Below are 25,739 nucleotides of genomic sequence, written 5' to 3' on the forward strand. Positions count from 1 at the left end.
TCGCCAAGATCATCCTTATAAATACGTGCTCGAAGCACAAGATACCGTTCGGTCTTGAAGGCGATGATGAATATGTCACCGGGGTTTTATCTGTCTTACAAGCTTTAAAGCTTAAGGCTTCATTCAAACTCACCGCTGACATCCCAATGATCAGTTGGGGATCATTATCCTTTCAAAGCTAATAATCAAGATATAAGGCTTCATGTTGCGACGAACTCGAGTGTTCAAGGCGCCTCCCTTTTCTTTCAGCTGTTGTAACAATGTGTTAGAAATATCTCCTTTATCTGCATAAAGCTGGCCAAAAAGCCCTGTGACCAAGTCAGGAAGGGGTTTTCTATCGTCACCATTCCCACGGGTTAAACGAATACTGAGTAGTTCTCCCCGATGCTTATCGCAAACGGCAAGCGGCGTGGAATCGACAATAGAGAACCCTGAACATTCGCCCTTAACTGTGTCAAAGAAAGCATAAAGCGCCATTGCACAGCGGGTAAGGAGTTCAATACAGCGAGAATAAGAGGGAAAGGTTGGAAATTCAGCCCTGAGATGCTGACACACATGATGAAGATAGAATGATTTGAACTGGCGATAACGAATTGGATGGAACAATACCACTAGCGTCATCAGCTCTGCCAAAGAAAGAGAACTGGCACGGATACGCCGCTTGGACCCATCAGGAGCTTTGCATTGAGTAGTGGCTCAAATTTTTTGCAAAAATCATCCATTAAGCAATAAAGTTCGGTAATATCGTTCATGAGTGTCTCGCTATTTCGTGATGAATAATGTCCGCAAACATCATTATCTTGAAGTACGAGGCACTTATCTCTTCTTGAGCAAAAAATTAGAGAAAATAAACGTCAATTCCTTATCCCTGAACATCGCTAAGAGCAGAACACTTTTATCACGGCTTCCAACATCGTAATTAAGGTTGTTTCTGTGGTATTCTTAGCCAAAGTTAAGCTGTTAACAGCAACTCGTATCACATTAATATATAGAGGTACCAATATGGAACGATATCCACGCCCTAATGGTTCGATTGTCGAGCGAACCAACACAGGCATTCAGGCGTATATGGCACAGGTTTATGGCTGGATGAGCTGTGGCCTTTTATTGACTGCTTTTATCGCTTGGTACGCGGCTAATACTCCCGCTATCATGAATCTTATTTTTTCCAGCCAAATCACTTTTTTTGGACTTGTCATTGTTCAATTGGGTCTGGTTTTTGTTATTTCGGGGATGATTAATCGCCTGAGTGCAACCTTGGCAACCAGTCTGTTTATGCTCTATTCCGCCTTAACCGGCTTAACCACATCCAGTATTTTCGTTGTATATACAAGCTCATCCATTGCCAGTACTTTTGTTATTGCAGCGGGGATGTTTGGGGCTATGAGTCTCTATGGCTATACCACTAAACGCGATCTAAGTGGCCTTGGCAATATGCTGTTCATGGGACTTATCGGCATCGTCTTAGCTTCAGTGGTTAACATCTGGCTCAAAAGCAGTGCATTGATGTGGGCTGTTACCTATATCGGTGTCGTGCTATTTGTCGGTCTGACTGCCTATGATACTCAGAAACTGAAAAACATGGGCAGTCAATTAGATGCCAGTGATCAAGATGGATTCCGTAAGTACACCATAGTTGGCGCGTTGACGCTGTATCTTGATTTTATTAACCTGTTCCTGATGTTATTGCGTATTTTCGGCAACCGCCGTTGATCAGCTAAAGACACCCTAGGGTGTCTTTTTTTTTAAGGAAAGTTATTTCACTTCTACGCCTTTGGCCTGTAAATCTGCATGATAGGAAGAACGAACAAAAGGGCCACAGGCAGCATGGGTAAATCCCATCGCCAAAGCCTGTGTCTTCATTTGATTAAATTCATCAGGGCTAACATAACGCTGAACAGGCAAATGATGTCGACTCGGCTGCAAATATTGCCCTAACGTTAACATAGTGACACCATGGCGGCGTAGATCGTGCATAACCTCAACAATTTCGGCATTAGTTTCACCTAAACCAACCATCAGGCCAGATTTGGTTGGGATTTCTGGATGCCGCACGTTAAAGCTTTCTAGTAGCTTGAGCGAACCCTCATAATTTGCTCCTGGCCGCACCTGTCGATAGATCCGTGGGACGTTTTCCAGATTATGGTTAAATACATCGGGTGGAGTTAACGTCAAAATATCTAGCGCCCGATCCATGCGCCCGCGAAAATCTGGCACCAATGTTTCAATTTTAATCGCTGGGTTCCTGGCTCGAATACGGATGATACAATTAGCGAAATGTTGTGCACCACCATCACGCAAGTCATCCCGATCGACGGAAGTAATCACCACGTAACGCAGCCCCATGTCTTGAATAGTTTGTGCCAATTTTTCAGGCTCATTACTATCAGGTACCATCGGGCGACCATGAGCAACATCGCAAAATGGGCAACGACGCGTACATATCGCCCCCAAGATCATAAATGTTGCCGTTCCATGATTAAAGCATTCAGATAAGTTGGGACAGGAAGCTTCTTCACACACCGAATGCAAACCGTTTTTACGCATTGCCGCTTTGATCCCCTGAATACGACTCGAATCAGCAGGAAGCTTTATTTTCAGCCATTCGGGCTTAGGTAATGGTGCCTGATGCTCAGTCATCAAGGTTTTAACCGGGATTAACGCCGTCTTATCTAGATCACGGTATTTTACGCCAAGTTCCATAGGGATCGATTTGTTCATGGTGATATAGGTTCCAATTTTGTAAATAGACTTTTTGTCAAGTCCAAGCTTGCCGAATGACCTTTGTATAACCTAGCTGCTGGACAAATTTATCCACTAAAATCGTTTGTATTTTTTTGAAAGTCACAGCGCTGTCAGTCAACGCACTGACTTGCGTCATTTTCATGTCGGCATAACCACAGGGGTTGATACGTAGAAAAGGTTCCAGATCCATCGCGACATTAAGTGCAAGCCCATGCAATGAACATCCCTTACGGATACGTAATCCTAAAGAGCAAATTTTTTGTGGATCAGCCTTTAAAACATAGACACCCGGTGCATGAGGACATGAATGGGAAATTATTCCAAGGTCATCTAACGTTTGTATCACCGTATTTTCCATTGCTGTAACCAGCTGACGCACGCCGATTTTTAATCGTTTTAGATCTATCATCACATACATCACTTGCTGACCAGGGCCATGATAGGTGACTTGCCCACCACGATCGCTCTGGATCACAGGGATCTCTTTAGGTGCCAACAAATGTTCGGCTTTACCCGCCTTACCCTGAGTAAAAACAGGGTGATGTTGAACCAACCAAATCTCATCCAGGGTGTTTTGCGTACGATACTCAGTAAAATCATGCATCGCCTGGCATACTAGCGTGTAAGGCTTTAGTGCCAGCTGACGTAAAATAATCTGCTGGGATTGTAAAGAAGCCATCGATCACAACACCATGCGCACTAATGGCAGCTTACCCAATTCATGATACAGCGTTTCTATTTGCTCAGTACAAGTCGCAGTAATAGTGATAGAAACCGAGTGATAACTGCCTTTACTGCTAGATTTCACTTCTGGCATATAATCCCCGGAACATGACGCTGTACTACGGCAAGCGCTTGATCAACTAACTGAGGATCGGCAAAACCCATAACTTTGTAAGTAAAAGAACAAGGAAATTCAAGTAGCTTGTCCAGTTTAGTTTTCATCTCTACTCCTATTGTCGTCTTTTAACCGAACCAGTGATGGAATGCCAATTTGATATAATCGACGAAACGGCTAAAGATGCCACCTTGTTTCACTTCTTTCATAACGACTAATGGACGCTGATCGATAGTCTTGCCATCGAGCTGAAAGTTAATAGTACCCACCACTTGATTTGTTGCCAATGGTGCGTGTAGCTCTGGTATGTTAAGGACATAACTGGCCTTTAGATCCGCCACTCTACCACGAGGGATAGTAAGGTAAACATCTTTCGCCACGCTTAATTGAACCCTATCACTATCGCCAAACCAGGCAGGTTCGGAAACAAATTCTTTACCGACTTTCAACGGTGCGACGGTTTCAAAAAAACGAAAGCCCCAGGTTAACAGCTTTTTACTTTCGATCTCACGTCCTTTAAGCGATTTACTGCCCAGAACTACCGAGATTAAGCGCATTTGCCCTTCCGTCGCAGAGGCCACCAGATTATAGCCCGCAGCTAAAGTATGACCGGTTTTAATACCATCAACCTTCAGGTCTTTATCCCAGAGTAAACCGTTACGATTTAACTGCCGAATATTATTAAAGGTAAATTCTTTCTCTTTATAAACGGCATATTCGTCGGGCACATCGTGGATTAATGCTTGACCAATCAATGCCATATCTCGTGCTGAGCTGTACTGTCCTTCGGCATCTAGCCCATGAACTGTTTTAAAATGTGTATTTTGCAATCCGAGGGTAGTCACGTAGTTATTCATCAAATTAACGAAAAAATCTTGACTACCAGCAATATAATCAGCCATGGCAACACAGGCATCATTACCCGACTGTAGATTAATACCACGGATTAATTTAGAAACTAGCACGCTATCGCCAGGTTTGAGGAACATCAACGAGGAACCTCTGAAAACGGGATTACCCGTCGCCCACGCGTCGTTGCCAATGATCACTTTGTCATCGGCGCTGATTTTCCCTGATTTAACAGCTTGACCAATAACATAGCTGGTCATCATTTTTGTCAGGCTAGCGGGATCACGTCGTACATCAGCATTATTTTCGGCTAATACTTTGCCAGAGTTGTAATCCATCAATACGTAGGCTTCTGCATTTATTTTCGGTTCGCCAGGGATCATGGTTCTCAAATTAGCATCGTCGGCATTAGCGAAGGAAGCAGCACCGATGTTAATAACGCCGATTAACGTTATGCTGTTAATTAAACCAGAAGTAGTGATATATTTCATAAGCAAGGCATATCATCCGTGGGGGCAAGTTAACGATGCTGCCTACTATATAACGAACTATAAATTTTTAGATAACATTTTTCTATGCGTATGTATCGACATCACGATGCCAAAACCTGCCATCAGGACGATTAACGCCGAGCCACCGTAGCTGATTAAAGGTAAAGGGACGCCAACAACAGGCAAAATCCCACTTACCATACCAATGTTGACAAATACATACACAAACAGAATTAGCATCAAAGCGCCGATCATCACACGACCAAAGGTGGTCTGTGCATGAGCTGCCATCACTAGCCCACGCATGATGATAGAGAGATAGAGTGTCAGTAAAATTAACACACCCACCAGCCCTAACTCTTCTGCCAGTACCGCAAAGATAAAATCAGTATGGCGTTCGGGTAAGAACTCCAACTGCGATTGAGTGCCATGTAGCCAGCCTTTGCCGAACAAGCCACCAGAGCCAATGGCAATTTTTGACTGGATAATATGATAACCAGCACCCAAAGGATCTTTTTCTGGATCAAGTAGCATCATCACCCGATCGTGCTGATAACCATGCATAAGAAAAAACCAGAGAATGGGAATAAACCCCGCCAGAAGCAAAGCAGCGATACCAATTAAACGCCAGCTCATTCCGGCCAAAAACAAGACAAATAATCCAGAAGAAGCAATCAGAATCGAGGTACCCAAATCAGGTTGCGCCGCTACCAATAAGGTCGGCATAAAAATAAGGATCAGCGCAATAGTGGTATTTTTCAACGAGGGCGGACAGATATCACGGTTCATAAAGCGTGCTACCATCAAAGGAACCGCAATTTTGGCGATCTCTGACGGTTGAAAACGGATCACACCGAGATCAAGCCAACGCCGCGCTCCTTTACTAATTTGTCCAAAGGTATCGACCAGCACCAATAAAACAATACAGGCAAAGTAAAGATAGGGTGCCCAATTTTCATATACCCGTGGTGGGACTTGTGCCATCAGCAACATCACAAATAAACCTACGACAATCTGAGTAAGCTTGCGCTCCATCATCCCCACATCTTGCCCACTGGCACTCCACATAATAAAAGCACTATAAGCCAGGAGCGCAACAATACAGATCAACAACGGCATGTCGATGTGTATTTTTGACGATAGTGATCCTTTTTGTTGGTTTTCAGTCATCATCAAACCCCTCGACATTAAGGCGACCCTGTTCTGCTGGCGGTAATTGAGTATTATTGTCACCGAGTAAAATATGATCGAGGATCTGGCGAGTAATCGTACCCACAGCAGCACCCACACCACCATTTTCCAGCACAATGGCCACTGCCACTGTCGGATTTGCAAAGGGTGCAAAGGCCGTCATTAGTTTATGATCGCGCAAGTGTGCAGCAACTTTACTGGCATTGTAAGTTTCATAACTGTAAACTTGTGCCGTACCCGATTTAGCCGCCGCTTTATAGGGCGTACCTTCGAAGCTCTTGCGACCCGTACCGTTAGCACGGTTGGCAACACCATACATGCCCTCTTTTACTGTCTCCCAATAGCCAGAATGAATATCACCAATCTGTAACTGCTCCTTCTGTCGATAAGGTACCAAGACACCATCAATCCTGGTACTTAATAACAAATGAGGATTTTTGACTACACCATCATTGATCAGTGTCATTAGCACCTTTGCCATCTGGATAGGTGTTGCACTCCAATAACCTTGACCGATGCCAACAGGGATAGTATCACCCTGATACCAGGGTTTTTTATAACGTTTTTGTTTCCATTCACGTGTTGGCATAATACCGGTACGTTCTTCGGATAAATCGATACCGGTATACTCACCATAGCCAAATTTTGTCATCCACTCCGATAACCGATTGATTCCCATATCGTAAGCAACCTGGTAAAAAAAAGTATCCGCCGATTCCTCTATCGCTTTAACGACATTTAAACGACCGTGTCCCCACTTTTTCCAATCACGGAAACGCTTTTCTGAGCCAGGTAGCTGCCACCAACCAGGATCAAACAAGCTGGTATTTTTATTAATCACACCGGCACTCAGCGCAGACACCGCGATATAGGGTTTCACTGTTGATGCGGGTGGGTAAATACCCTGTGTCGCACGATTGATGAGCGGACGATCAGGATCTTTTAATAATCCCTGATAATCTTTACTGGAGATACCATCAACAAATAGATTGGCATCATAACTAGGGTTAGAAACCAAAGCCAATACCCCTCCATCTCGTGGATCAGTCACTACCACAGCAGCCCGGCTACCGCTAATTAACTGTTCAATATAGATCTGCAGTTTTAAATCCAGTGTCAGATAAATATCTTTTCCAGCCTGTGGTGGTTGCTCCTGGAGCTGCCTTATCACACGCCCTCGGTTATTAACTTCAACTTCTTCATAGCCTGTTTTACCATGAAGTATCGATTCGTAATAACGTTCTATCCCTAATTTTCCTATATCGTGAGTCGCAGCATAGTTCGCCAAAATCCCCTCTTTATTCAGGCGTTCGACATCTTTGTCGTTAATTTTAGAAACATAGCCGATCACATGGGTAAGCGCAGAGCCATAAGGGTAATAACGTCGTTGATAACCATTGACTTCTATGCCTGGAAAATGGAACTGGTTAACGGCAAAACGCGCAACCTGCACCTCTGTGAGCGGAGTTTTAAGCACAATGGAAGTGAAACGACGTGAACGCTTACGTTCTTTTTCAAAGTTAGCGATATCCTCATCCGTCAGGTCGACAATCGAACGTAACGCTTGCAGGGTTGTTGGCAAATCTGCTACTTTTTCCGGCATTACCTCTAACTGGTAAATGACACGATTCAACGCTAAAGGGATACCATTACGATCATAGATAATACCGCGACTCGGTGCTATCGGTACGAGTTTGATACGGTTCTCATTAGAACGTGTACGATAATCTTCAAAACGTGTGATTTGCAAATGATAGAGATTCGCCACCAGCATGCCACTTAACAACAAGATGCCACAAAACGCAATCAAGGCACGGCTCACGAAAAGAGCTGACTCAGCCGAATAATCGCGAAAAGGATTAAGTTTTTTTTTCATCCGACGACTATTATTTCACTTTACTCAAATTCATCACCCGATTATTCCCTATGATAAGGATGATTAACGTTAATACTCCTCGCGCGATAAAGGCTCTCTACAACCAAAATACGCACCAAAGGATGAGGCAGCGTGAGCGGAGAAAGCGACCAGCTTCGTTCTGCTACTGCTTTACAAACCGGAGCCAATCCCTCCGGGCCACCAATAAGAAAACTCAGATTGCGACCATCTTGCTGCCAATTTGCCAATTGCTTTGCCAACTGAGAGGTTCCCCAAGGTGTGCCAGGGATATCCAGGGCAATAATTCGGTGATTTTTGCCCGCGGCGGCCAGCATCAATTCCCCTTCTTTTTCCAGAATACCGCTAATATCTGCATTTTTGCCTCGTTTTCCCGCGGGTATTTCTATCAGTTCACAAGGCATATCTTTAGGAAAGCGGCACAAGTAATCAGCGACACCCGTTTGCACCCAAGCGGACATTTTAGTCCCAACGGCGATCACTTGCAGTTTCACTATTCACTCCAAAGGCACCCAAACATAAAATAATCTACTAAAAAAACAGATAAATTATTTTTTGATTAAATTAAAGGCAACAAAACACAACTTTTCAGTCATTATTCACCAATAATCGACTCTTTATTTTGATCTATTATTCGTACCAGTATACGTCAATATTGCCGTCATTTTCCTAATAAAATGCTTTTTTTTAGCAACAAGTTTATTCTCTAAAAACCAGCCATACCACACCTACCAATGCCTACAGGCCCACCATCGGCCCGCAAGCGACGGCTACAACGCCGCCTCAGCCTACGCAGAGTGAGCCAGGAATATTAACAGACGGAAAGAGAACAGTTCTCATCGCAGATCATCCGCGTGGTCAAGATACACACTCGCCGACCATGCGGGCGCAAAAATAAAAGCATATATCGTTCAGTTCTAGCCAAAATGGTTCTGATTTTCACAGCAAACCGGGACGCTGTCCAACCTTCAAATGTTGCCTTTGAAGGGGCCAGGTCTCACTTCAGCTTCGTTCCCTAATGAGTAAATTGAAATTCTCTCTTAGGGTCTAAAAAGATTTTACCGATGGAGTGTATTCCTAAATTATTGATACGACTCATAGGCACTAATTGAGCTGTATCTGTCTCTTGGTGAATGGCATAACAGAATAAATATTTTTCATACTCGGGTTCTTCAAACGTTATCGGTTGATTCATGCCCACTAACTTTGTTTGCTGTGGCTTACTTAGCATTTGCATAAAAGGATCTATAATGCAATTCTCTGCATCTTGATCTTTTGGATCACAGTAGATACGTAAAAAAGCATGATCTAAGGTGAAACCTTCTACCTTACCTTCAATTGTGCACAGTTCGATGGGATGTGGGTACCCACTTTCTACTATTTCTCGTGCGGCAATCATGCAAAGATCCGCACAATTTCCGATTGAACAACGTTCAGCTGCACGGGTTAGATTTTTAAAATCTTGCGGAGTAAATTGGTCAACAGGTTTACCGTAAGTGCCGGCTTGTCTATGCATATCTCTTTGCCGTTTTCCTAACTCTTTACAATATAATCCTTTGGTTAGCCTTTCGATATTCACACTGTCTCGTATATGCGATGTAACGTAATTCACGGCATAGTGCCCTACTTCTGAGGGTATCGCATATAAGAAATTTCCGCTTGCTTCTTGGGATCGCGTAGTCTGAAAAGAGCCACAGGGTCAAATGTCCATGGTATCTCCTTTTATTGACGTTGTGGAAAAAACACGCATCCATCGCTGATGGACGTCGTTTTGCTGTTACACAATCAACTTCTATCGAAACCAGGTATCTGTCTGTTTTCCCTCACAGGGTGTTGATTCAACGTACTTTCAATAAAATTGCTCTTCCTATCAGCACCCTATCATTCTTTACCTTGATTATATTCTAGTCAATATCCACCAGAATGACAGGGTGATAAACCAAAAAGATCCAGACAATGTCACAGACGAGTGACTGTGATACAGATCACAATCAACCAGTGTTAGCTTCCAATCAAAATGTTTTTACCCACATTATCTATCGATGGCAGCCTATTAACGGGTCCAATCTCTCCTGTTTTTTCTGGAAATGAACTCATCGACTGTGCTAAGGCGTCGGGTTGATTCCCCGTATCTGCAAGCCGAACCAAGTACACAACATCACCTACTACCGCTTGAGGTTGATGACTTTTTCTCTGGCTCTCCCTACGAGGAACAGGCTCACGACTATCATAAAGGCGATAAATAACGTTCTGTATCCTGACTTGCTCCAACCGATGCCTAGAGGCCGCAAAATGGTTTTGCACCCTGATAGGGACAGTATTATTAGATATGCTGAGGCTGATGACCAGGTCATTTCCCTTTTTTGCCAGCAAACATCATTTCGCCTGATATTTTCAGGCAGCTCTAACATATCCACGCCATCTGCGTCATTGATGGCATAATATCCCTTGCTATCCGGCGTGAGGAGATAGAGGCTATTACCCTCACCATGTTCGGACAGATTGTTGCTGTAATCCAATAAATGATGCTCGAAGGGCATGCGGGTTATCGCGCCTGAATTCTTACCGCTCAGCGTTAGACGACCTTGTAACAGGCGAGTGATGTTGTAATTCCTCTCATCCACCATGATGTTTTCCATGCGCGCCGAGGAGACAGTAAAATGATTTTTTAAGGTTATTATCCCTGCTTCTTTTACATCCCGATAAATAATAAGCTGTAAATCATCCCCTGTGCGTTGTAACGCCAACGCTTCTTCCGTGATTTCTCCCAGTAACACCAGAATGTCAACTCCACCACTATCCTGGATAACCGTGTGACCATCACCCAGCCTGTAGTGATAGGTATTATTTGCTATACCGTCCGCAAAATAATGATCACTTTCCAAGGCAAAAAGCACAGGATCTGCCGCAACATCAGGTTGGCTGTGCCAATCAAAGCGCGCCCCTTTTTTGCGGACGGTATCGATGACGTGTACCGATTGTGCCGGGTTCAGTTTTTGTAAGCAACTCACTAAGGGAAGTAATCCATCAAGATCCCCGTCCTCTAATTGTTGTAAAAAAGAACGTTTATCTAGCGCGTTGAGACGGTATGCCTCACTGTCATTGAAATAAACCGTCAACTGCTGATAACGATCCTGTTCCTGTGGGCGTAAACCGTAGTCGTGGTAACCTATCTGCACCAGAGGTCTTTGATCACTGTCCTGTATCAAGGTCAGCAGACAACGAAAATAAATACCCTCCCCGTCGTATTCAACCTGAGCCGCAACAGTGGATAACGTGGTACCTTCAGGAGTATAGAGCATGGACCCGCCCGGATTTTTTGCTAACCCACTTTTTGCTAACCAATTATGCCTGTTGATATCAAAGATGCCTTCGGCGGTTTCACCTCTACGGTTACTAAGGAGCAACGGCAGATAGGGATCAGTTGTAAATGGCGTTTGATCGGTAAAATGTGTGCGTAATGCCTGATTAATCTGTGCGAGGTTTATCGCCGAGCCTAATGCCTCCTGGCTGTCAATCATGAGCGCCAGGCCCCAGCGTAGCCGGACCTCTGCCGTTGTTCTGGCTGTGCCGGGCGCAGGGGAAGGCAGCTTTTTCAATTTTAAGGTGACCTTGGGCTGACCTTGGGTGTGTAGAAAAAGCGTCGTCTGGTGATGTAAACCCCGGATTTTTGTCCCTACCGGCGCAAATACTTTGATCGGTATCGCAGGCAATGCGGATAAATCGATACCGCTTATCTCAGGGGTAGTGAGAGTGTTAACGATGAGATAGGAAAACCGATATCACTCTGAGTTAACGTCAACCATTCCTGGCGCTGTCCTGTCGATGGCGGCAAGACAGTCATCGCCAGACGAGGAGGACTGCTTGCATCTGTGGCGAAGGTGGTAAATTGATAACCGTCTTTTTGCCAGGTCGCTTTGCGGAAAAAACGTTTTCCTTCTGTATCCCAGGCCAGCTCTATATCCATAGGCATCTCAGATGCTTTGTCAGATTCTTTGATAGGTATCATCTGTTGATTTGACTGAGTATGAAGTGTATCCAGTAGCACCATCAAGGGCGCTTGCCCCATATCATTTTCTTCATCGACGTAGACGGCTTTGAGCTGCTGATAGCGCGTATTTTGCGGCAAATCATGAAAATAGCGGTAGTCAACACGACTTTTTCTATTATTAAAAGGGTGGGCGACACCAACAACAACGAGCTGTTGTTGCGTGGTATCGTACTCGATATGGGCAACACTGGGGGTATATGTAGCGGCGATAATCCAGGGAAAGATAGAGCTGAAAGGTTTGATTCCAAAAGTAAAAACTTTTGGTGTAGTTTCTATGAAACTGCTCCTGTTTATCCTGTAATCAAAATCAAATAGTTCTGCTATATCCCCCTGACTGTTATAAAAATGGGGATGGGTAACGCTATCCCTCTCTATATTACTGATCGCCTGCCAACGCTGGGTGGTTAAATCTAATAATCCTTTTGCCATCTCATTTTCCCCGATCCGGATAGCGATAGGCACTCGTCCATCAATAATAAACCGCGGATCATTAGCGAATTTGCTCTGGATAAACGCCACGGCTTGGGTGAGATTGTTACCCAATAACGCCTCCCTATTTGCCGCTTCCAGTCCGACAGAAAATTTAGGCGTTTCCTCTCCTGGGCGAGCTGACGCTGTTAACGTAAACATCAGCCCCGGTAGCTCGACAATACGCATCTGTAACGCAATATGGCCCGGCAGATCGCCGTCAATCTGTACCCTTTTATTATGCGCTAACTGTAGATCCCATCCGCCGCTCCTCTTTTCTAACCCTAGTTGCGCGATGTTGCTCTGTTGTGACGCCATACTGCTAGCCTGATCTTGCTCATTTAACTTTCGCACAAAAGGCTCGGCGGCTTCCATCAACGTTCGCAGATCCACTTTAGTATGCAAGTCACTCAAGGGATCAGACATTGACTGGATAACGTTATAGGCACTCCAAACAAATCCTCCTAATCCTCCTAATCCTCCTAATCCTCCTAACAAAACTCTCCCTGGGATTTCTGCTTCTCGAATATGCACTACCAACAGATCGTGTACCTTTGACACATCGGCCGGATCAATCCCCATATTCAATAATGCCAAGACAGCTTCACCGTATGCCATAGTCGAGCGTTGTTGCCATTCCGACCGAGTTTTTTTTCTGTTTGCTATCGCGTCGAGTGTATCCGGGGTGATATCGAATACCCAACGTTCGTTTTTCCGTTGTACCGGGTCCTGATGGGGTTGAATGATGATCTGCCGTCTATCATCAAATAAATCAATCCGGGTGGTGCCCCTCCCCCTTTGAATCGATAGGTTAAAAAATGGGCATGCCCTGCATCTGTCATCGGGGTGGGTAATCTCCCAGAGTGAAGCCCCTCATGATCATCACCCTTAATAGAAGCCAACTTCTGGGGAGATTGAAAACCAATACTACGCTCACCCGCATCCAGTTCTATCGTGTATTCTGTTGCGCGAGGGGTGAAGACCGCATGGTTTGGTGCATGATCACCACCAAGGTGAAAAACATTGGCACCCGATGAGTTGTAATACGCGCTGAATCTATTGAAGATTTCTTTTCCGTCTAAGCGCCCGTAAGCACCGACATCATGCATAAAATTGTAATGCCCATCCAACGCCGCCGGCAACAGCAAGTACTGGGTCGATTTCAGCGCCGTATTTTGTTGTATCACCTGGGAAAGATCAAAACCGAGTGCCTGATAGGCGCTAAGCGAGTTCCCGTATGTTGTCGAATGCTCGCGATTAGCAGGATTAAACCGGGGAATGCCGATATCCGCTACCTGTACTGACAGGATCTCCCCGTTTATCCGGATCTTTCTCAGCGGGACGTAAGGTTCAAGAGAGACTATTTTCCCATCGTCACTTACTTGCGCAATCCCCGTAGGCGTGATGACGGTTTTGTTTTTTGAATGGCGAAAAGGCGCAATGACTTCATCCAATTCAATTTGGTAATGAGTATTATTAAAAGCGATAGCCTCCAGTAACGCATTGGTTCCAATCATCAGACCGGCGAAAACCACACTCAAGGGACCCGCGATCCCCATGAAACTGGCAATAGCAGGTGCAGTGGCAGGGGCAATACTGGCAACCACAGGCAATATTGCCAGCCCGGTATCTACCGCCAATTGTGTGCCGGCTAATGCCACGCGCGCGATAGCAAAATCTTTTTGCGGCCCTGGCGGCATGGCGTTGAGATCCTGAACAGCATCAATGAAATTGATGATATCCACCGCGACATTGACCACACTACCGGAGTGCGTGTAAGCCGTCCCCCCTAACAGTTTGCCTAACAGGCCTTCAGCCTGGGCACCTGCACCGCGTAATAGCTTGACCGTTCTGACCAGAGTGCCGATATCTTGCCCGATCCCATGCAGTATCTGCCCCAAATTGGCCATGCCGACAAATTTTTTCCACGGTGAAAGGTCATCATCATGAGGCTGTGATAAAAGATGCAGCGCGAGGAAGGCCAAATTCATCGTCGAAATACCTTCTGCCTGCGCTATCTCTGGCTCCAGCAAAAGCATTTTATCGCGTATTTGCGTAAACACAGCATTTTCACGCGATACACCAGCTTGTCCTGATAGCCCTTCTACTACAGAAAACCTAAAGACATCACCGTCTTTCCCGTATTGTAAAGCGATGCGTCTTCCTGGCAGTGCACCTTGTTGTGCTGACGGTTTTTCCTCTAAAAAGAGTACCGCGTTATTGCTATCATGTTTTACCATGACACGCTTATCTTGCTGATCGGCTGTTGTTTTAAAAATACATTCAACCTGATCCCCCACGTTCTCGAAGCCAAAAAAGCGATATTCTTTTTTATAGTATTGGGTTAACGCCTGCTCATAATGCTTAATGAGCCTGTTTGCCATGCGCTCTAGTTGTTGTAACTCGACGCGCGTCTGTTCTTTTACTGATGTTTTAATTGCAATCTCATCTGCTGGAGTGATCGCCAGAGGTCGAGCATTCGGATGCCAGCCCTCTGTCACGATCGGTTGCTTTGATGCGATCTCTCCTTCCTCTTGCTGTATAGAAAATACGAATGCAGGGAAATATCTCTGTCGTTGGCTGTCGAATGCCAAACTCATCCGCGCCTGGCGAGCAGGCTCGCCAATCCTCCCCTCAACGAACTGATGGCGATGCCCGACCTTGCGCTCATGTACTACAGCAGCAGTTATCGATAGCTCGCTGGCATAGGCGACTAACTGAGCCGGTTTTTGGCCCGTTTGTTGCGCCAGTGCGGCAGCGGCATCAAACAGAAATCCGCTTTTTTTATCGTCATGATTAACCAACGCACAACCCATCAGCACTAGCTTATTGATCTGAGAATGTAGGGCTAATTTTTGAGATATTTGCCGAGGCAGAGCAGCGAGCTCGTGCGCCGTGTAACCCGCCAGGCTGGTATTATTCTGCACATCCCCAACGCCCCCTCGGCCATGACCGACCAATAACAATTCCACCTCACCGCTACCACCCAGCACCGTCGGGTCGCCATACACCGGACGCATCTGGCCTTGCACATCCAGCTGATATACCGCTGCCTCACCCGGGTGTTTATCTGCCAGCGCTATCGCCGAACGTAAGCTCTCTGCGTCATCTTCCAACTGGACGATAATACGACGCTTACGCGGCGTCTCGCCACCAACAACAGCCCGTTCCCCAGCGACCTCCGGCATCGCCCAGTTAGCAATATTATCCCGCTGCGCCACGCCTAAACCGCTTAACGATCCAGAAAATGGTATTTCGTCGGTTGAACTCGATCTTCCGGCAGGTAACGCGCTATTGCGGATACGTATCGACTGATCCTGGTTAAGATCCGGATAATTGAAAATGCTCTTGAAGTCATTGCCTAAACTGACTGAGTCATAATCTACAAAACCTGCCAGGTTACCTTTGTGGAGATCCCGAATAGTTTCACCTGCTGTTAAATCAACCTCCTGTTTTAATATTACGTATAGGTGATCCCCCACTTTCTGAGTAGCGGTAACTCGAAAGTATTGGCCTGGGTTTAACAGGATTTCTGCGGTATTTCTATCCGTGATACCGGCAGTATTATAGCCTACAGTGATCCCTTCCAGCACATAGATGACTCTACCTTCGTTGGGAGTTCTTAGCGCCTCGATCGTTTCAACACTGGCATCCGTGGTCAATAAACCTCGATAACTCATCACCTGACCCGGTTTTAGCCGACCAAATAACAGGGTGACTTCCCTGGTGTTTAAAGGCATAGGCGAATAGTAAACCGTACCTTGATAGCCAGGTAGCTTCCTCAACCCCTCTGCCGCACGCTGCATCTCAGGCTGTAGCGCCTCTAGTGACAGTATCTTACGTTCAAATACCCCCGATTTTTAATGGCCTGCTTTTCTTCAGGCGTCAGTAGACTGCTCGTGTGCTCGCCTTTTGCTTTGGTGGCGTCCACCTCCCGTGCTCTTTTATCATCATTGGCAGGCTGTTGTATTTCCTGCAATCCAGATTTTATCTTATTGACGGTGCCTTGTTCTTTAGCGACATGTGACTCGATCAGAAGCCCATCAGGCAATTCTGCAAATTCCGGCAGGCTGTCTTGTGCCTGATCCAGTTTATAATAGAGTTCGGCCGCGAGTGTCGGCTGCTGCTCTGCTATCTGCACCAGATTCGCGCGATCAGCTGCCGTTATCCTGGTTGTAGAAAACAGCCGTTGTTCAATCTGCTGATCTAATTCCTTAAACGCGGGGTTACTACCGGAGTCCGGATACCACATCTGATGATTACGCAGCTGATTTTGCAGAATAAAGGCCATTTCAATGCCTTCTCTACCAGAAGTTACACGCAATCGATCCAGCGCCTGTAGAATATCATTGCAATCAGGCTCTTTCTGCCGTGAAAATACCCAGACCCGCCGGTGTAACTGCCCAATAGACATCAGATCACGAAACCGATTTGATTCTGTTGCCAACAGGTGGTGTTGACGCCCATATTCTGGCGGTAGATAACGTGCCGCCACGCTGTTATCCAGTTTGGGTAAAATCAAAGCCAGCGTCTGCTCGTATAGCTGACCATTAAGTATCTCTCCCCGCTTAGCACGCTGACGTAATGCATCAAATGTATCCCGTAGCTGTTTACCAATACACTGTTGCTGATCAACAAAACGGTCCTCTAAAAATGCGGCAACATAAAGCGCTTCAAAAAATGAATGATAGCCATTGTTAATCATCTGAGCCGCATTGAAGAGTTGCAGCGTCCAGTATTCGCGGACATTCAAGGGGCCAAATAAATTAGTAAGTTGTAGGGTCACATCGCGAGTGGTACCCGATATGCCTCCGCTGAAAGGCGTATCCAAATCCGCCATGAAGGCGCTCATCTCACTCTGATCAGGACGATACCAGTTACGGCTTTTGAGTTTGTCATCCGTAATTTTCATACCATCAATGTCATCACTGTTAAGAATAAACCAGGGCGCCTGGCGTTCTTCACGGGTGTTAACTTTCAGACCTTCAGGAGACTTGACCGGCCTCTTACTCTGATAATACTGGGCTGCTGGACGCAGGGCATGGAAAAAAATCTGCTGACGTAAGGACCGTAGCTCTGCCCAGGTGCCGTTTATATGTAATTCATTACGTAGTAACTTCTGCAGCAGTTCGCTATCGGTAACATTATTCCAGACTTGGAGCAATTTTTGACGTAGACGCGCCAAATCACTACGGACGTAGTCGACTTGTAGTATCTTGGTAAGCAGGGATTTCCTTATTGCCTCTTCAGTACGTTTTTTATCCGCCGCACGAAACCTCTTCATTTTTATGTTAGCTCTCGCTTCTGCTTCTGCTTCTGCTTCTGTTTTACTTTTTTGCATTTCACTGTTTTTTATGCTCTCTTTTTGCTCTTGCCACATCTCTTCCGTTTTGGGTGTCCCCCGCACTGCCCATTCGTCTTGAGCCAACTGGTCGGCAAATTTTTCCATCAGCTGATCGACAGCCTGTTGTGCGGCTTCATCGGTCAGATAGCTTTGAGCAAAGTCACCTTCCCACTGTGCTTTCAACCAGGGATTACCATTGACATCACGCTGGGATCCCCATAGCGGAACCTGACTGTTTTCCAGTAACCGCGCCGGGGTGAGGTAGTTTATTTCTAGTAGATGCGTTAGCTGGTCTCTGAACGCCTGATTTTGTATCGGATCCAGATACCAGGCTGCCAGGCTGGCCGAGCCATTTCTGACCTGTTCTAGCTTATTGAAGAATGCGCTGTTCTGCTCATACAGGAGAACCAATTCACGCTGACTGAGGTGCCCGACCTCTATTTTATTACCTCTTGTCATAATGCGGTTAAAAGCGGTGGCCATATCCAGTTCTGATTTATTTTGCCACGAAAATGGCAAGAGGTACTGCTCGTCACCCAGGCCAATGGCGTGCTGTATCTCACGAATATCATAAAATTCACCGTCGCGATCAGCATGGTAAAAGCTTTGCTGGTAACTTCTCGAGGCAATGGTGGTAAACGAAGACACATCAGCATGTTGATTTAACAGTTCCTGAAAATTACTTTTTAAATCAACAGTTAGCCCTGCCTGGTTGGGATGTCTTTGATCGACACTGACCAATTTTACGGTTTCACTTTCCTTGACGAACTGGATTTGCATCGCATGACGTTCTGAATGTTCGGATTCCATAAAAGTACCGAAAAAGTCACGGATAAAATCTGTTTTGACCAGTACGGAACGGATCGGCGCATGGACTGGGCCATGTTTGATATTCGGGCTGAGGCGATACTGCTGATGCCAGGCCAGACTACGATAGGTTGTGCCAAACGAAAAATTAATGTCCCCACCTGCCTTTCGTGGTTGCACAATAATTTTATTATTTCTCAGGTAAAGTTCCTTCTGGCTACTATCATAATTGGCATCGACCAGACTGATATACATACGGATCCAACCTGGTTTTTCCTCCATTTGCAGTAATGAAATATTTGTTCTCGTTAGCTTGCCATCAGATGGCAAGTGCAGTGTTGCACCGTTAATGTCACTGTCAATGTCACCCGATTTTGTCATTTCATCCTGGTACTTTTCCTTAATGTCCTTATAAGCGGCCAGTTGAGGAGATAACTGCTGGTACCGTAACAATTTTGCTGTAAGGATCGACGGTTGTCCTTGCGTAAATAATCGCCGTAGTAAAAAATCTGCGGGTATTATTAAATTCACTTCCTTGCCCGAGGGGACAGAATGTTGTCTTTGCAAAACGGATACCTGGCGTGATGCGCCGAAACTCCAAGGTGTTGATCCTTGTCTTACCAGCGGTGGATGTGGCATGCGGACATTTTGCTGGGGTGGCTCAACCGACGTCTGTCTTTTATAAAATACCTGCAAGATATTAAGATCAGCTATCTGTCCTTCCAGGGTAGCTATCTTCCTATTAAGCTCAGTCAGCTTGCCAGTATTATTTGTCTTGATACCACCGACCAGCAAATCGTTCCGACTGGTTTCCCAGTGATCCTCATAATCCGTTTCTCTTTTCTTATGTTGTTGATACATAGTGCGCATATCTTGCAACGTCGACAGATAGTCTTTATCTTTTTGGCTACCGCCATCCTGGCTAATATTGTTTTCCGTGCCCTTTATAGCGTTGGATAACGCAGTGATACGCTGATCTAAAGAATGTGGATTATCACTCATCTGTAGATACTCTGCCGTCAACACACTAAAAGTTTCTTGCTGTAGTGCATCCAGATGCCGCAGTACGGCCATTTTATAGGCTATATTCTCTTTTGACGCCATGGCATACCACTGGCTCCAGTGGTTGTGGCTGGTTTGTTGTTTCTGTTCAATGATGCTATCTAGCAGGGTAAATAGGGGGCGATTAGCATCCTCATCCGCGATCACCTGGAGCTGGTTAGCATTGAACGCCAGCGCCGGCAGTCCAAGACGCTGAGCGAGCCCTGGGATAAAACGGTCAATGCCCTGTTGAGATGTCAAGTACCTGCTGTCATGGATCACTACAAATTTTTCACCCTCTGGCAATGCTTTCAGGATATCCACCACCCTGCTATTCGCTGCTACCGCCTGCCAAATGTGTCCATTTTCCGTCTCTGGCCTAACCATATTGTTGTCACCCAGGGCCAGTATCTTCATGCCCTTGGCGCGGGCTATTTCAAACAACAGGATCAACGATTTCTTTTTGATACCATTTGTTGTTATGTCAACCGATTTGCCTGCTAATATGGCTTTTAATTCACCAGACATAGGGGCAGTACTACCTAGATATTCATCAATTAACGGTTGATACCGATCATGGCGTAAATACCCCAAACCGAGGGTGGTGATGCCCCGTTGCTTTAAGCTATCTATCTGCGCTATGACAACACGCTGGCCAGTGATAGTGTCCCCCTCTTCTCCCATCAACAGTCCTGGGCGATCTTGCAAAAGCAAAGCCAGCTGTTCAGAGAATGCCAGATTGCGTAGCCCCTGATTGAGAGCAGCAGTTCCTTGCTTGGAATATTGTCTATCCCAGGTATCAAAATCCATATTACGGCTGTGATAATACATGCGTGTAGCCTGGGCTAAACGTGTATCCTGTAGCCGATGCAGATATTCCCTATCTGCAAACTGATTTAGCATCAATTGGTCAAAGGGCGCGTCTGAATAATGGGCATTCAATCTCTCAGCGATTTCTTTCAGGTAGGTAAAAACCATAGCCGCCGGCGCATCACCGGTAGCCAAATCACTAAGATCCTGGTAACTGTAACCCAGAGACAGCACTTTTGTTTTTTGATCGAGCTCTGCCCGCATCATCACATTCGAAGCCTGTGCTTGTAATAGTGCTGCTTGCACCTGAGCAAAACTCTCACCCAACGGAATACGAAAGGTCACCTCGAACGGCATAGGCGTTGCCTCGATGGTAGAACCTATCAACGGCTTTAAATAGGGGTCCTCATTGATCCAAAAACACAAAAAGTCGGTTAAACCAGGATGATAACCCTGTGCTTCATTAAAGGCGGTTTTATATAGCTGAGCGGCGAGAGAGGGCCGTTGCCTGGCGATATCGATAATATACGCCTTGCCAGGTAACGGCTGACTGAATAGCATGTGATTAATTTGCTGATTTAACTCCGTTAAAACCTGAGAATACAAGGGATAAGGAATTTGATTTGGGTCTTGCAATAACCGTCGTATCTCTTCTTGCAATCTAAAGGCGATTTCAACCTGTTTCACACCTGTTGTGCGATGTAATTGATCCTGCATAGGCTGCAATCGAATTAACCTGGTCAGTACCGGGATATCCTTAAGCCGCAGCGATAATTGATCATGAGTGAAAACAGGGCGATGATCGATTCTTTGTCTCACCTGAGAGTGACGTTTCACTTCTTTGCTATAAGGATCAAACTCCTCAAAAAACCACTCAGCATCGGTGAAATCCATAAACAGACCACTACGCTGACGGGCAAATTCTTCCATACCCTGCTTGACGGCTATCGATCCGTTCCTCGCATCCAGTGCTATATCCCGATCCATATTAACCTGGCGACGATAATTGTCATTGATATGCTGACAAACCGCTTTAAGCATATTACTGCCCGCGGGCGCTACCATCCCGGCATTCGATACAGTGCCATTGTTCTTCGCCACCCGTAGGCCATTATGATTGATAGACAGTTGACCTAACGGCTGGAAAAAATCATTAAGCGACCTGGTCGTTTTGCTCATCTTGACAGGATTGATGGCAGCACGCAGTTGCTCTACCCACACCTTATGTTCTGGACTGCGGGCAGAAAAATCCCTGGCATAATCATGCTCTCCAGTTTTCACTGTTCTCTGGTGGTGGGGAAATTTTCCTGTTTTTGTTAAGTATTCAGTCACCAGCTGCGCCTTAACAAGATTGATATCAGCTATGTTTGCTAAATTCGGATCAGGCAGAAGCGGTTTCAGTGCTGGCAATAAATCAGCATCGAGATAAACGCCGCCCTGCTGGCTAAGGATGTTCAGCCGGGCGATATTGAAGGCCGCAGTTAAGTCCTGCCCCAAAGCGAGTTCCCGATAATAATATTTTCTCTCGATGAAGCTGTCTGTTGGGCTATAAATATCCTCCAGCCGGTAATCTGAAGCGGCATCCTTTTGTTGCGCTATAAATCTCGTATAAGCATCCTGCTTTTCTGTTTTAATACGCGCTAGATCCTCTGCTGAACCATCCAGATGGCGAACCATAAACTCAATCGCTGCCTGGTCAAAGGTTTTATCTTCCCTCTCCATCGTTTGCGATATTGCCTGATGTGCCTGATTTTTGAGTTCAGTGACACGCTGAAGGTAAGCCTCTTCGCCGACTATCAGCTCCCGTGCGACGAAACTTTTTATCTGCTTATCCAATTCATGGGCTAACAATGCCGTTGAGTCATACCAGATTTTTATCTCATAATCCGGATTGATTTTTTGCCAAACAGTAATGTAATCCTGTTGTATTGCTTCCAGTTTTCCTAACCAAATAAAATGTAGAAATTTTCTTACATCGGTCTGTTGTAAGCTCACTGCTCTTTGAGGATATTCTCCCCCTCGCAGACCCGCCCTGCTTTTTATTTCTATGGAAGCATAAATTGCATTGTCATCAAAGAGTTCAGAACGTAACTGTTGTGGATTGATGCTAGTGGCAGGGAAATAATCTATTGCAATGTTTTTATCTCTACTCCAATCGGCTAAACCTGTTTTTATCTCCTCTCCCGTAAAACGGGTTTGATCACCGCCTGGCGCGCCATCACTCAGCGCGTGCGGCAAATCACCGATGACTTGCCAATGATCGTTTGCGTGTCGAATCAGCACGATCCGCTTTGTAGGATCATCTTGTTGCCATGTTTGCGCTCTCTCCTGATGGGACAGGCCGTTAATATCAGGAGGGATTAACGCGGCGGTTTGACTGTCCATGACGACAATATTGATTCGGTTTCTTCTAAAATCATCCGCTACTTCTGTAAAACTGACGTTGTTGTCAAACTCTTCCCCTTGTTGCTCTGCCCTTTGCCTAAACTTTTCTACGCAGACGGTGACTTTTTCTGGATCAGGCGCAAAATCTGGATAGACTTTTGTGGTGTAACCTGCTCCCTGCGCTTCTTTTAATTCTGTTAAGGTGACTTTTCCTCCCCTAACGCATAGAACACGCCTCGACGATCTTGTAGTATATTCACCATGTAGGAGTGGCCATTTTCATCCAGTACCTTCCATGTTTTACCCGGATCAGGGATCAAAACGGTTTCTTGCTCATTCGTTGCCAATGGCATTTCTTCGGCTTCTTCAGAGACAATGCCTAAGATAGCAATTCCTTTTGCTTTAGCAAGACGATAGACCGTACCAATACCTTCCTCCGTGGCACCGGCAACAACCAGGATATTTGCCCGGCCGTAATCACGGATTGTGTCATCCAAAATATTTTCTAATTTTTCTTCTAGCTGGGCGGGATTTTCGTAGCCTAGACCAGAAAATCCGCTGAATACCAAAATATATTTATCCCCAGCTATACTCGATAATTTATTTTCTATTTCGGTATAATTCATCATTTTATCCCTGATAACATAAATGGGAATAACTTTAATGGATGAATTAAAAAAACATAGAGGAGTTAATAAGATATCATCTTATTAAATAAAAAATAATATAGAACTTTGGCGTACGACAATGGCCTTTTCTTTACATTCCCCATTCTGACTGATTGATATAGTAGAACAACTCTATGATTCATGTCGTATATTTATGCCGCATGGCATTCATTATGGGTAGTGGGCTAAAAGTAAGGATTTTGCGCAGAAATTACTGGGACACGAATCCTCTGCTACGACGGATAAATGTCGTGATAGCAGAGGGAGTGAGTAGGACAAGATTTGATACATTTTTATGATAAATAAAGTTTAATCCCTATTCACTCCAAAGCGCCTCCAATTCATAGACACGGCGGCTTTCTTCTTGCATCACATGTACAATCACTTCGCCAAAATCGATCACAACCCAATCAGAAAGCTTTTGACCTTCAGTGCCTAGCGCTCTTATGCCGGCAAGCCGTGATTCCTGTATCAAATTATCAGCCAGAGCGCTAACGTGTCGGGTTGATGTTCCTGTACAGAGGATCATACAATCGGTGATGTCTGATTTCCCTTGAACATCAATGGCAACAATAGCATCGCCTTTTAGATCATCAAGCTTATCAATAATAAATTCTCGTAGCGTTTTACTTTGCAAAGGTTCACCTTGATTTCATCGGATCTGTTGCATAACACAATAGGTCTTGTAAGAGGAGACTGTTCAAAATCTTTTTCGCGGTGCTCAAAAGAGAAAAAAGGGGCGAAAAAGTGCAGTTTACTCTTTGTAAAAGAGAGTAAATGAACATTTTAGGCTCGTTTTTAACGACGTATCGGCGAGCACAAGAGATTCTGAACAGGTTCTAATAAAATATATCGTAAAAAAGAGGTGATCACCATGCTCTTTTTGTATCGTTACCCTGGTGTGTCACACAATGGCTTTAGAAAGCAGCCTATTCTCTGCTATAAATAAAGAATAGACTTCTTGCAAAACCGTCGCGAGTGTTACCGACACAGCCACTGCTCAGTACAAGCGAGTACATGGGGATTGCGGGCACCACGTAACGCAGACATTTGCAGCACATAGTAGATTTTGTAAAAAGTCTAATGAAGAGATCCGATAAATGGACGTAAAAGGGCAGATTGTTATAATAGATTGATAATAAAATTAACAATGTGGGGCCTACAATGTTAGAGCAAATTTGCCAATTGGCTCGAGAGGCTGGCGCAGCGATTATGACTGTTTATCAGCATGATAAACCGCTTGATGTGGCACATAAAATTGATGATTCACCCGTTACTAACGCCGATCTCGCCGCCCATCAGATTATTAAAAAGGGTCTGGCGATATTGACGCCGAAGATCCCGTTGTTATCAGAAGAAGATCCGCCTGACTGGTCTGTACGTCAGACATGGCAGCACTATTGGTTGGTTGATCCGCTTGATGGCACGAAAGAATTTCTTGATCGTAACGGTGAATTTACGGTAAATATTGCGTTGATTAATAAGGGGGAACCGGTATTAGGCGTCGTTTACAGTCCAGTCACGGAAGCCATGTATAGCGCTGAGAATGGCAAAGCGTGGAAAGAAAAAGGTGGACAACGTTTACCTCTCCGTGTGTGCGACGCCCGTCCCCCGTTGGTGGTGATCAGTCGTTCCCACAGTGATAACGACAATGAGCTCACCGACTACCTACAACATTTAGGTGAGCATCAGACAGTCGCCGTGGGATCGTCGTTAAAATTCTGTCTGGTGGCAGAAGGGAGTGCACAGCTTTACCCACGCTTTGGGCTAACGAATATATGGGATACCGCCGCCGGTCACGCAGTCGCGGCCGCTGCCGGCGCTAAAGTGCGTGACTGGGAAGGTAAAACTTTATCCTATATCCCTCGCGAATCTTTCCTCAATCCTGGTTTTAGAGTGTCTCTGTTCTAATTTGTTGAGGTAATTTGCTTAATATAGCGGCACGATTTAATTTTGATTAGCACACAAATATGAGCCACTCCGTAAATTGACTCCTCAATATATCCGTTAAGCAATCAAAATTAAATCATGCAGCTATACCCTCTAATTCGTTGATCTATTGCAGTGCTAAATAAAATTTAAGGACATTCTATATTCTATCGCTCACGACATTTCTTTTGATGGCAATAATGCACGTTTATTTATCTGATATATATT

The 25,739-nt window shown here is 45.2% G+C and carries 15 protein-coding genes and 2 pseudogenes; 2 read left to right on the plus strand and 15 right to left on the minus strand.

The features are described from left to right. Nucleotides 1-195 precede the first annotated feature (195 nt). Nucleotides 196-752: pseudogene (locus tag CCS41_RS08215) on the minus strand (transposase); the annotation flags it as partial. A gap of 250 nt (nucleotides 753-1,002) precedes the next feature. Here CCS41_RS08215 and CCS41_RS08220 point away from each other — a divergent pair. Then, nucleotides 1,003-1,713, plus strand: coding sequence for a Bax inhibitor-1/YccA family protein (locus CCS41_RS08220; protein WP_072550652.1), 711 nt, complete (start codon nucleotides 1,003-1,005; stop codon nucleotides 1,711-1,713). A 42-nt stretch (nucleotides 1,714-1,755) separates the two neighbouring features. Here CCS41_RS08220 and lipA read toward each other — a convergent pair whose 3' ends face one another. The 14 genes and pseudogenes from lipA to rsfS form a co-directional block, all read right to left on the minus strand. Beyond that, nucleotides 1,756-2,721 carry a lipoyl synthase gene (lipA, locus tag CCS41_RS08225; protein ID WP_072550653.1) on the minus strand — a complete coding sequence of 322 codons (966 nt, stop codon included), beginning with the start codon at nucleotides 2,719-2,721 and terminating at the stop codon, nucleotides 1,756-1,758. Nucleotides 2,722-2,758: 37 nt separating this feature from the next. After that, entirely contained in the window at nucleotides 2,759-3,424 is a 666-nt protein-coding gene (gene lipB, locus CCS41_RS08230) for a lipoyl(octanoyl) transferase LipB (RefSeq protein ID WP_072550654.1), read from the minus strand. A gap of 3 nt (nucleotides 3,425-3,427) precedes the next feature. After that, nucleotides 3,428-3,690: pseudogene (ybeD, locus tag CCS41_RS08235) on the minus strand (DUF493 family protein YbeD). Nucleotides 3,691-3,711: 21 nt separating this feature from the next. Further along, nucleotides 3,712-4,923, minus strand: coding sequence for a D-alanyl-D-alanine carboxypeptidase DacA (dacA, locus tag CCS41_RS08240; RefSeq protein WP_119797465.1), 1,212 nt, complete (start codon nucleotides 4,921-4,923; stop codon nucleotides 3,712-3,714). Nucleotides 4,924-4,980: 57 nt separating this feature from the next. Continuing rightward, nucleotides 4,981-6,093: a peptidoglycan glycosyltransferase MrdB gene (gene mrdB, locus CCS41_RS08245; protein ID WP_072550657.1), complete on the minus strand. Its 1,113-nt coding sequence runs from the start codon at nucleotides 6,091-6,093 to the stop codon at nucleotides 4,981-4,983. Then, nucleotides 6,086-7,990, minus strand: a complete 1,905-nt coding sequence (mrdA, locus tag CCS41_RS08250; RefSeq protein WP_072550658.1) for a peptidoglycan DD-transpeptidase MrdA — start codon at nucleotides 7,988-7,990, stop codon at nucleotides 6,086-6,088. The genes mrdB and mrdA overlap by 8 nt, the downstream gene beginning before the upstream one ends. 41 nt (nucleotides 7,991-8,031) lie before the next feature. Beyond that, a complete protein-coding gene (gene rlmH, locus CCS41_RS08255) occupies nucleotides 8,032-8,502 on the minus strand; it encodes a 23S rRNA (pseudouridine(1915)-N(3))-methyltransferase RlmH (protein WP_072550659.1) in 471 nt (156 codons plus the stop codon). 521 nt (nucleotides 8,503-9,023) lie between these two features. Then, entirely contained in the window at nucleotides 9,024-9,587 is a 564-nt protein-coding gene (locus CCS41_RS08260) for a hypothetical protein (RefSeq protein ID WP_162860030.1), read from the minus strand. Nucleotides 9,588-10,173: 586 nt separating this feature from the next. Then, complete coding sequence (locus tag CCS41_RS08265) at nucleotides 10,174-11,721, minus strand: hypothetical protein (RefSeq protein WP_119797466.1); 1,548 nt, start codon at nucleotides 11,719-11,721, stop codon at nucleotides 10,174-10,176. 20 nt (nucleotides 11,722-11,741) lie between these two features. Next, entirely contained in the window at nucleotides 11,742-13,145 is a 1,404-nt protein-coding gene (locus tag CCS41_RS08270; RefSeq protein WP_119797467.1) for a hypothetical protein, read from the minus strand. Nucleotides 13,146-13,189: 44 nt separating this feature from the next. Then, nucleotides 13,190-16,333, minus strand: a complete 3,144-nt coding sequence (locus tag CCS41_RS08275; RefSeq protein ID WP_119797468.1) for a C80 family cysteine peptidase — start codon at nucleotides 16,331-16,333, stop codon at nucleotides 13,190-13,192. A gap of 17 nt (nucleotides 16,334-16,350) precedes the next feature. After that, complete coding sequence (locus CCS41_RS08280; protein WP_119797469.1) at nucleotides 16,351-22,914, minus strand: TcdA/TcdB catalytic glycosyltransferase domain-containing protein; 6,564 nt, start codon at nucleotides 22,912-22,914, stop codon at nucleotides 16,351-16,353. Nucleotides 22,915-23,111: 197 nt separating this feature from the next. After that, nucleotides 23,112-23,543: a hypothetical protein gene (locus CCS41_RS08285; protein WP_162860031.1), complete on the minus strand. Its 432-nt coding sequence runs from the start codon at nucleotides 23,541-23,543 to the stop codon at nucleotides 23,112-23,114. 355 nt (nucleotides 23,544-23,898) lie between these two features. Continuing rightward, on the minus strand, nucleotides 23,899-24,219 hold the full coding sequence (rsfS, locus tag CCS41_RS08295) for a ribosome silencing factor (protein WP_072550662.1): 321 nt from the start codon (nucleotides 24,217-24,219) through the stop codon (nucleotides 23,899-23,901). A 527-nt stretch (nucleotides 24,220-24,746) separates the two neighbouring features. Here rsfS and cysQ point away from each other — a divergent pair. After that, nucleotides 24,747-25,493: a 3'(2'),5'-bisphosphate nucleotidase CysQ gene (cysQ, locus tag CCS41_RS08300; RefSeq protein WP_072550663.1), complete on the plus strand. Its 747-nt coding sequence runs from the start codon at nucleotides 24,747-24,749 to the stop codon at nucleotides 25,491-25,493. Nucleotides 25,494-25,739: the final 246 nt, after the last annotated feature.

It is taken from the genome of Candidatus Fukatsuia symbiotica (assembly GCF_003122425.1).
GTDB lineage: Bacteria > Pseudomonadota > Gammaproteobacteria > Enterobacterales > Enterobacteriaceae > Fukatsuia > Fukatsuia symbiotica.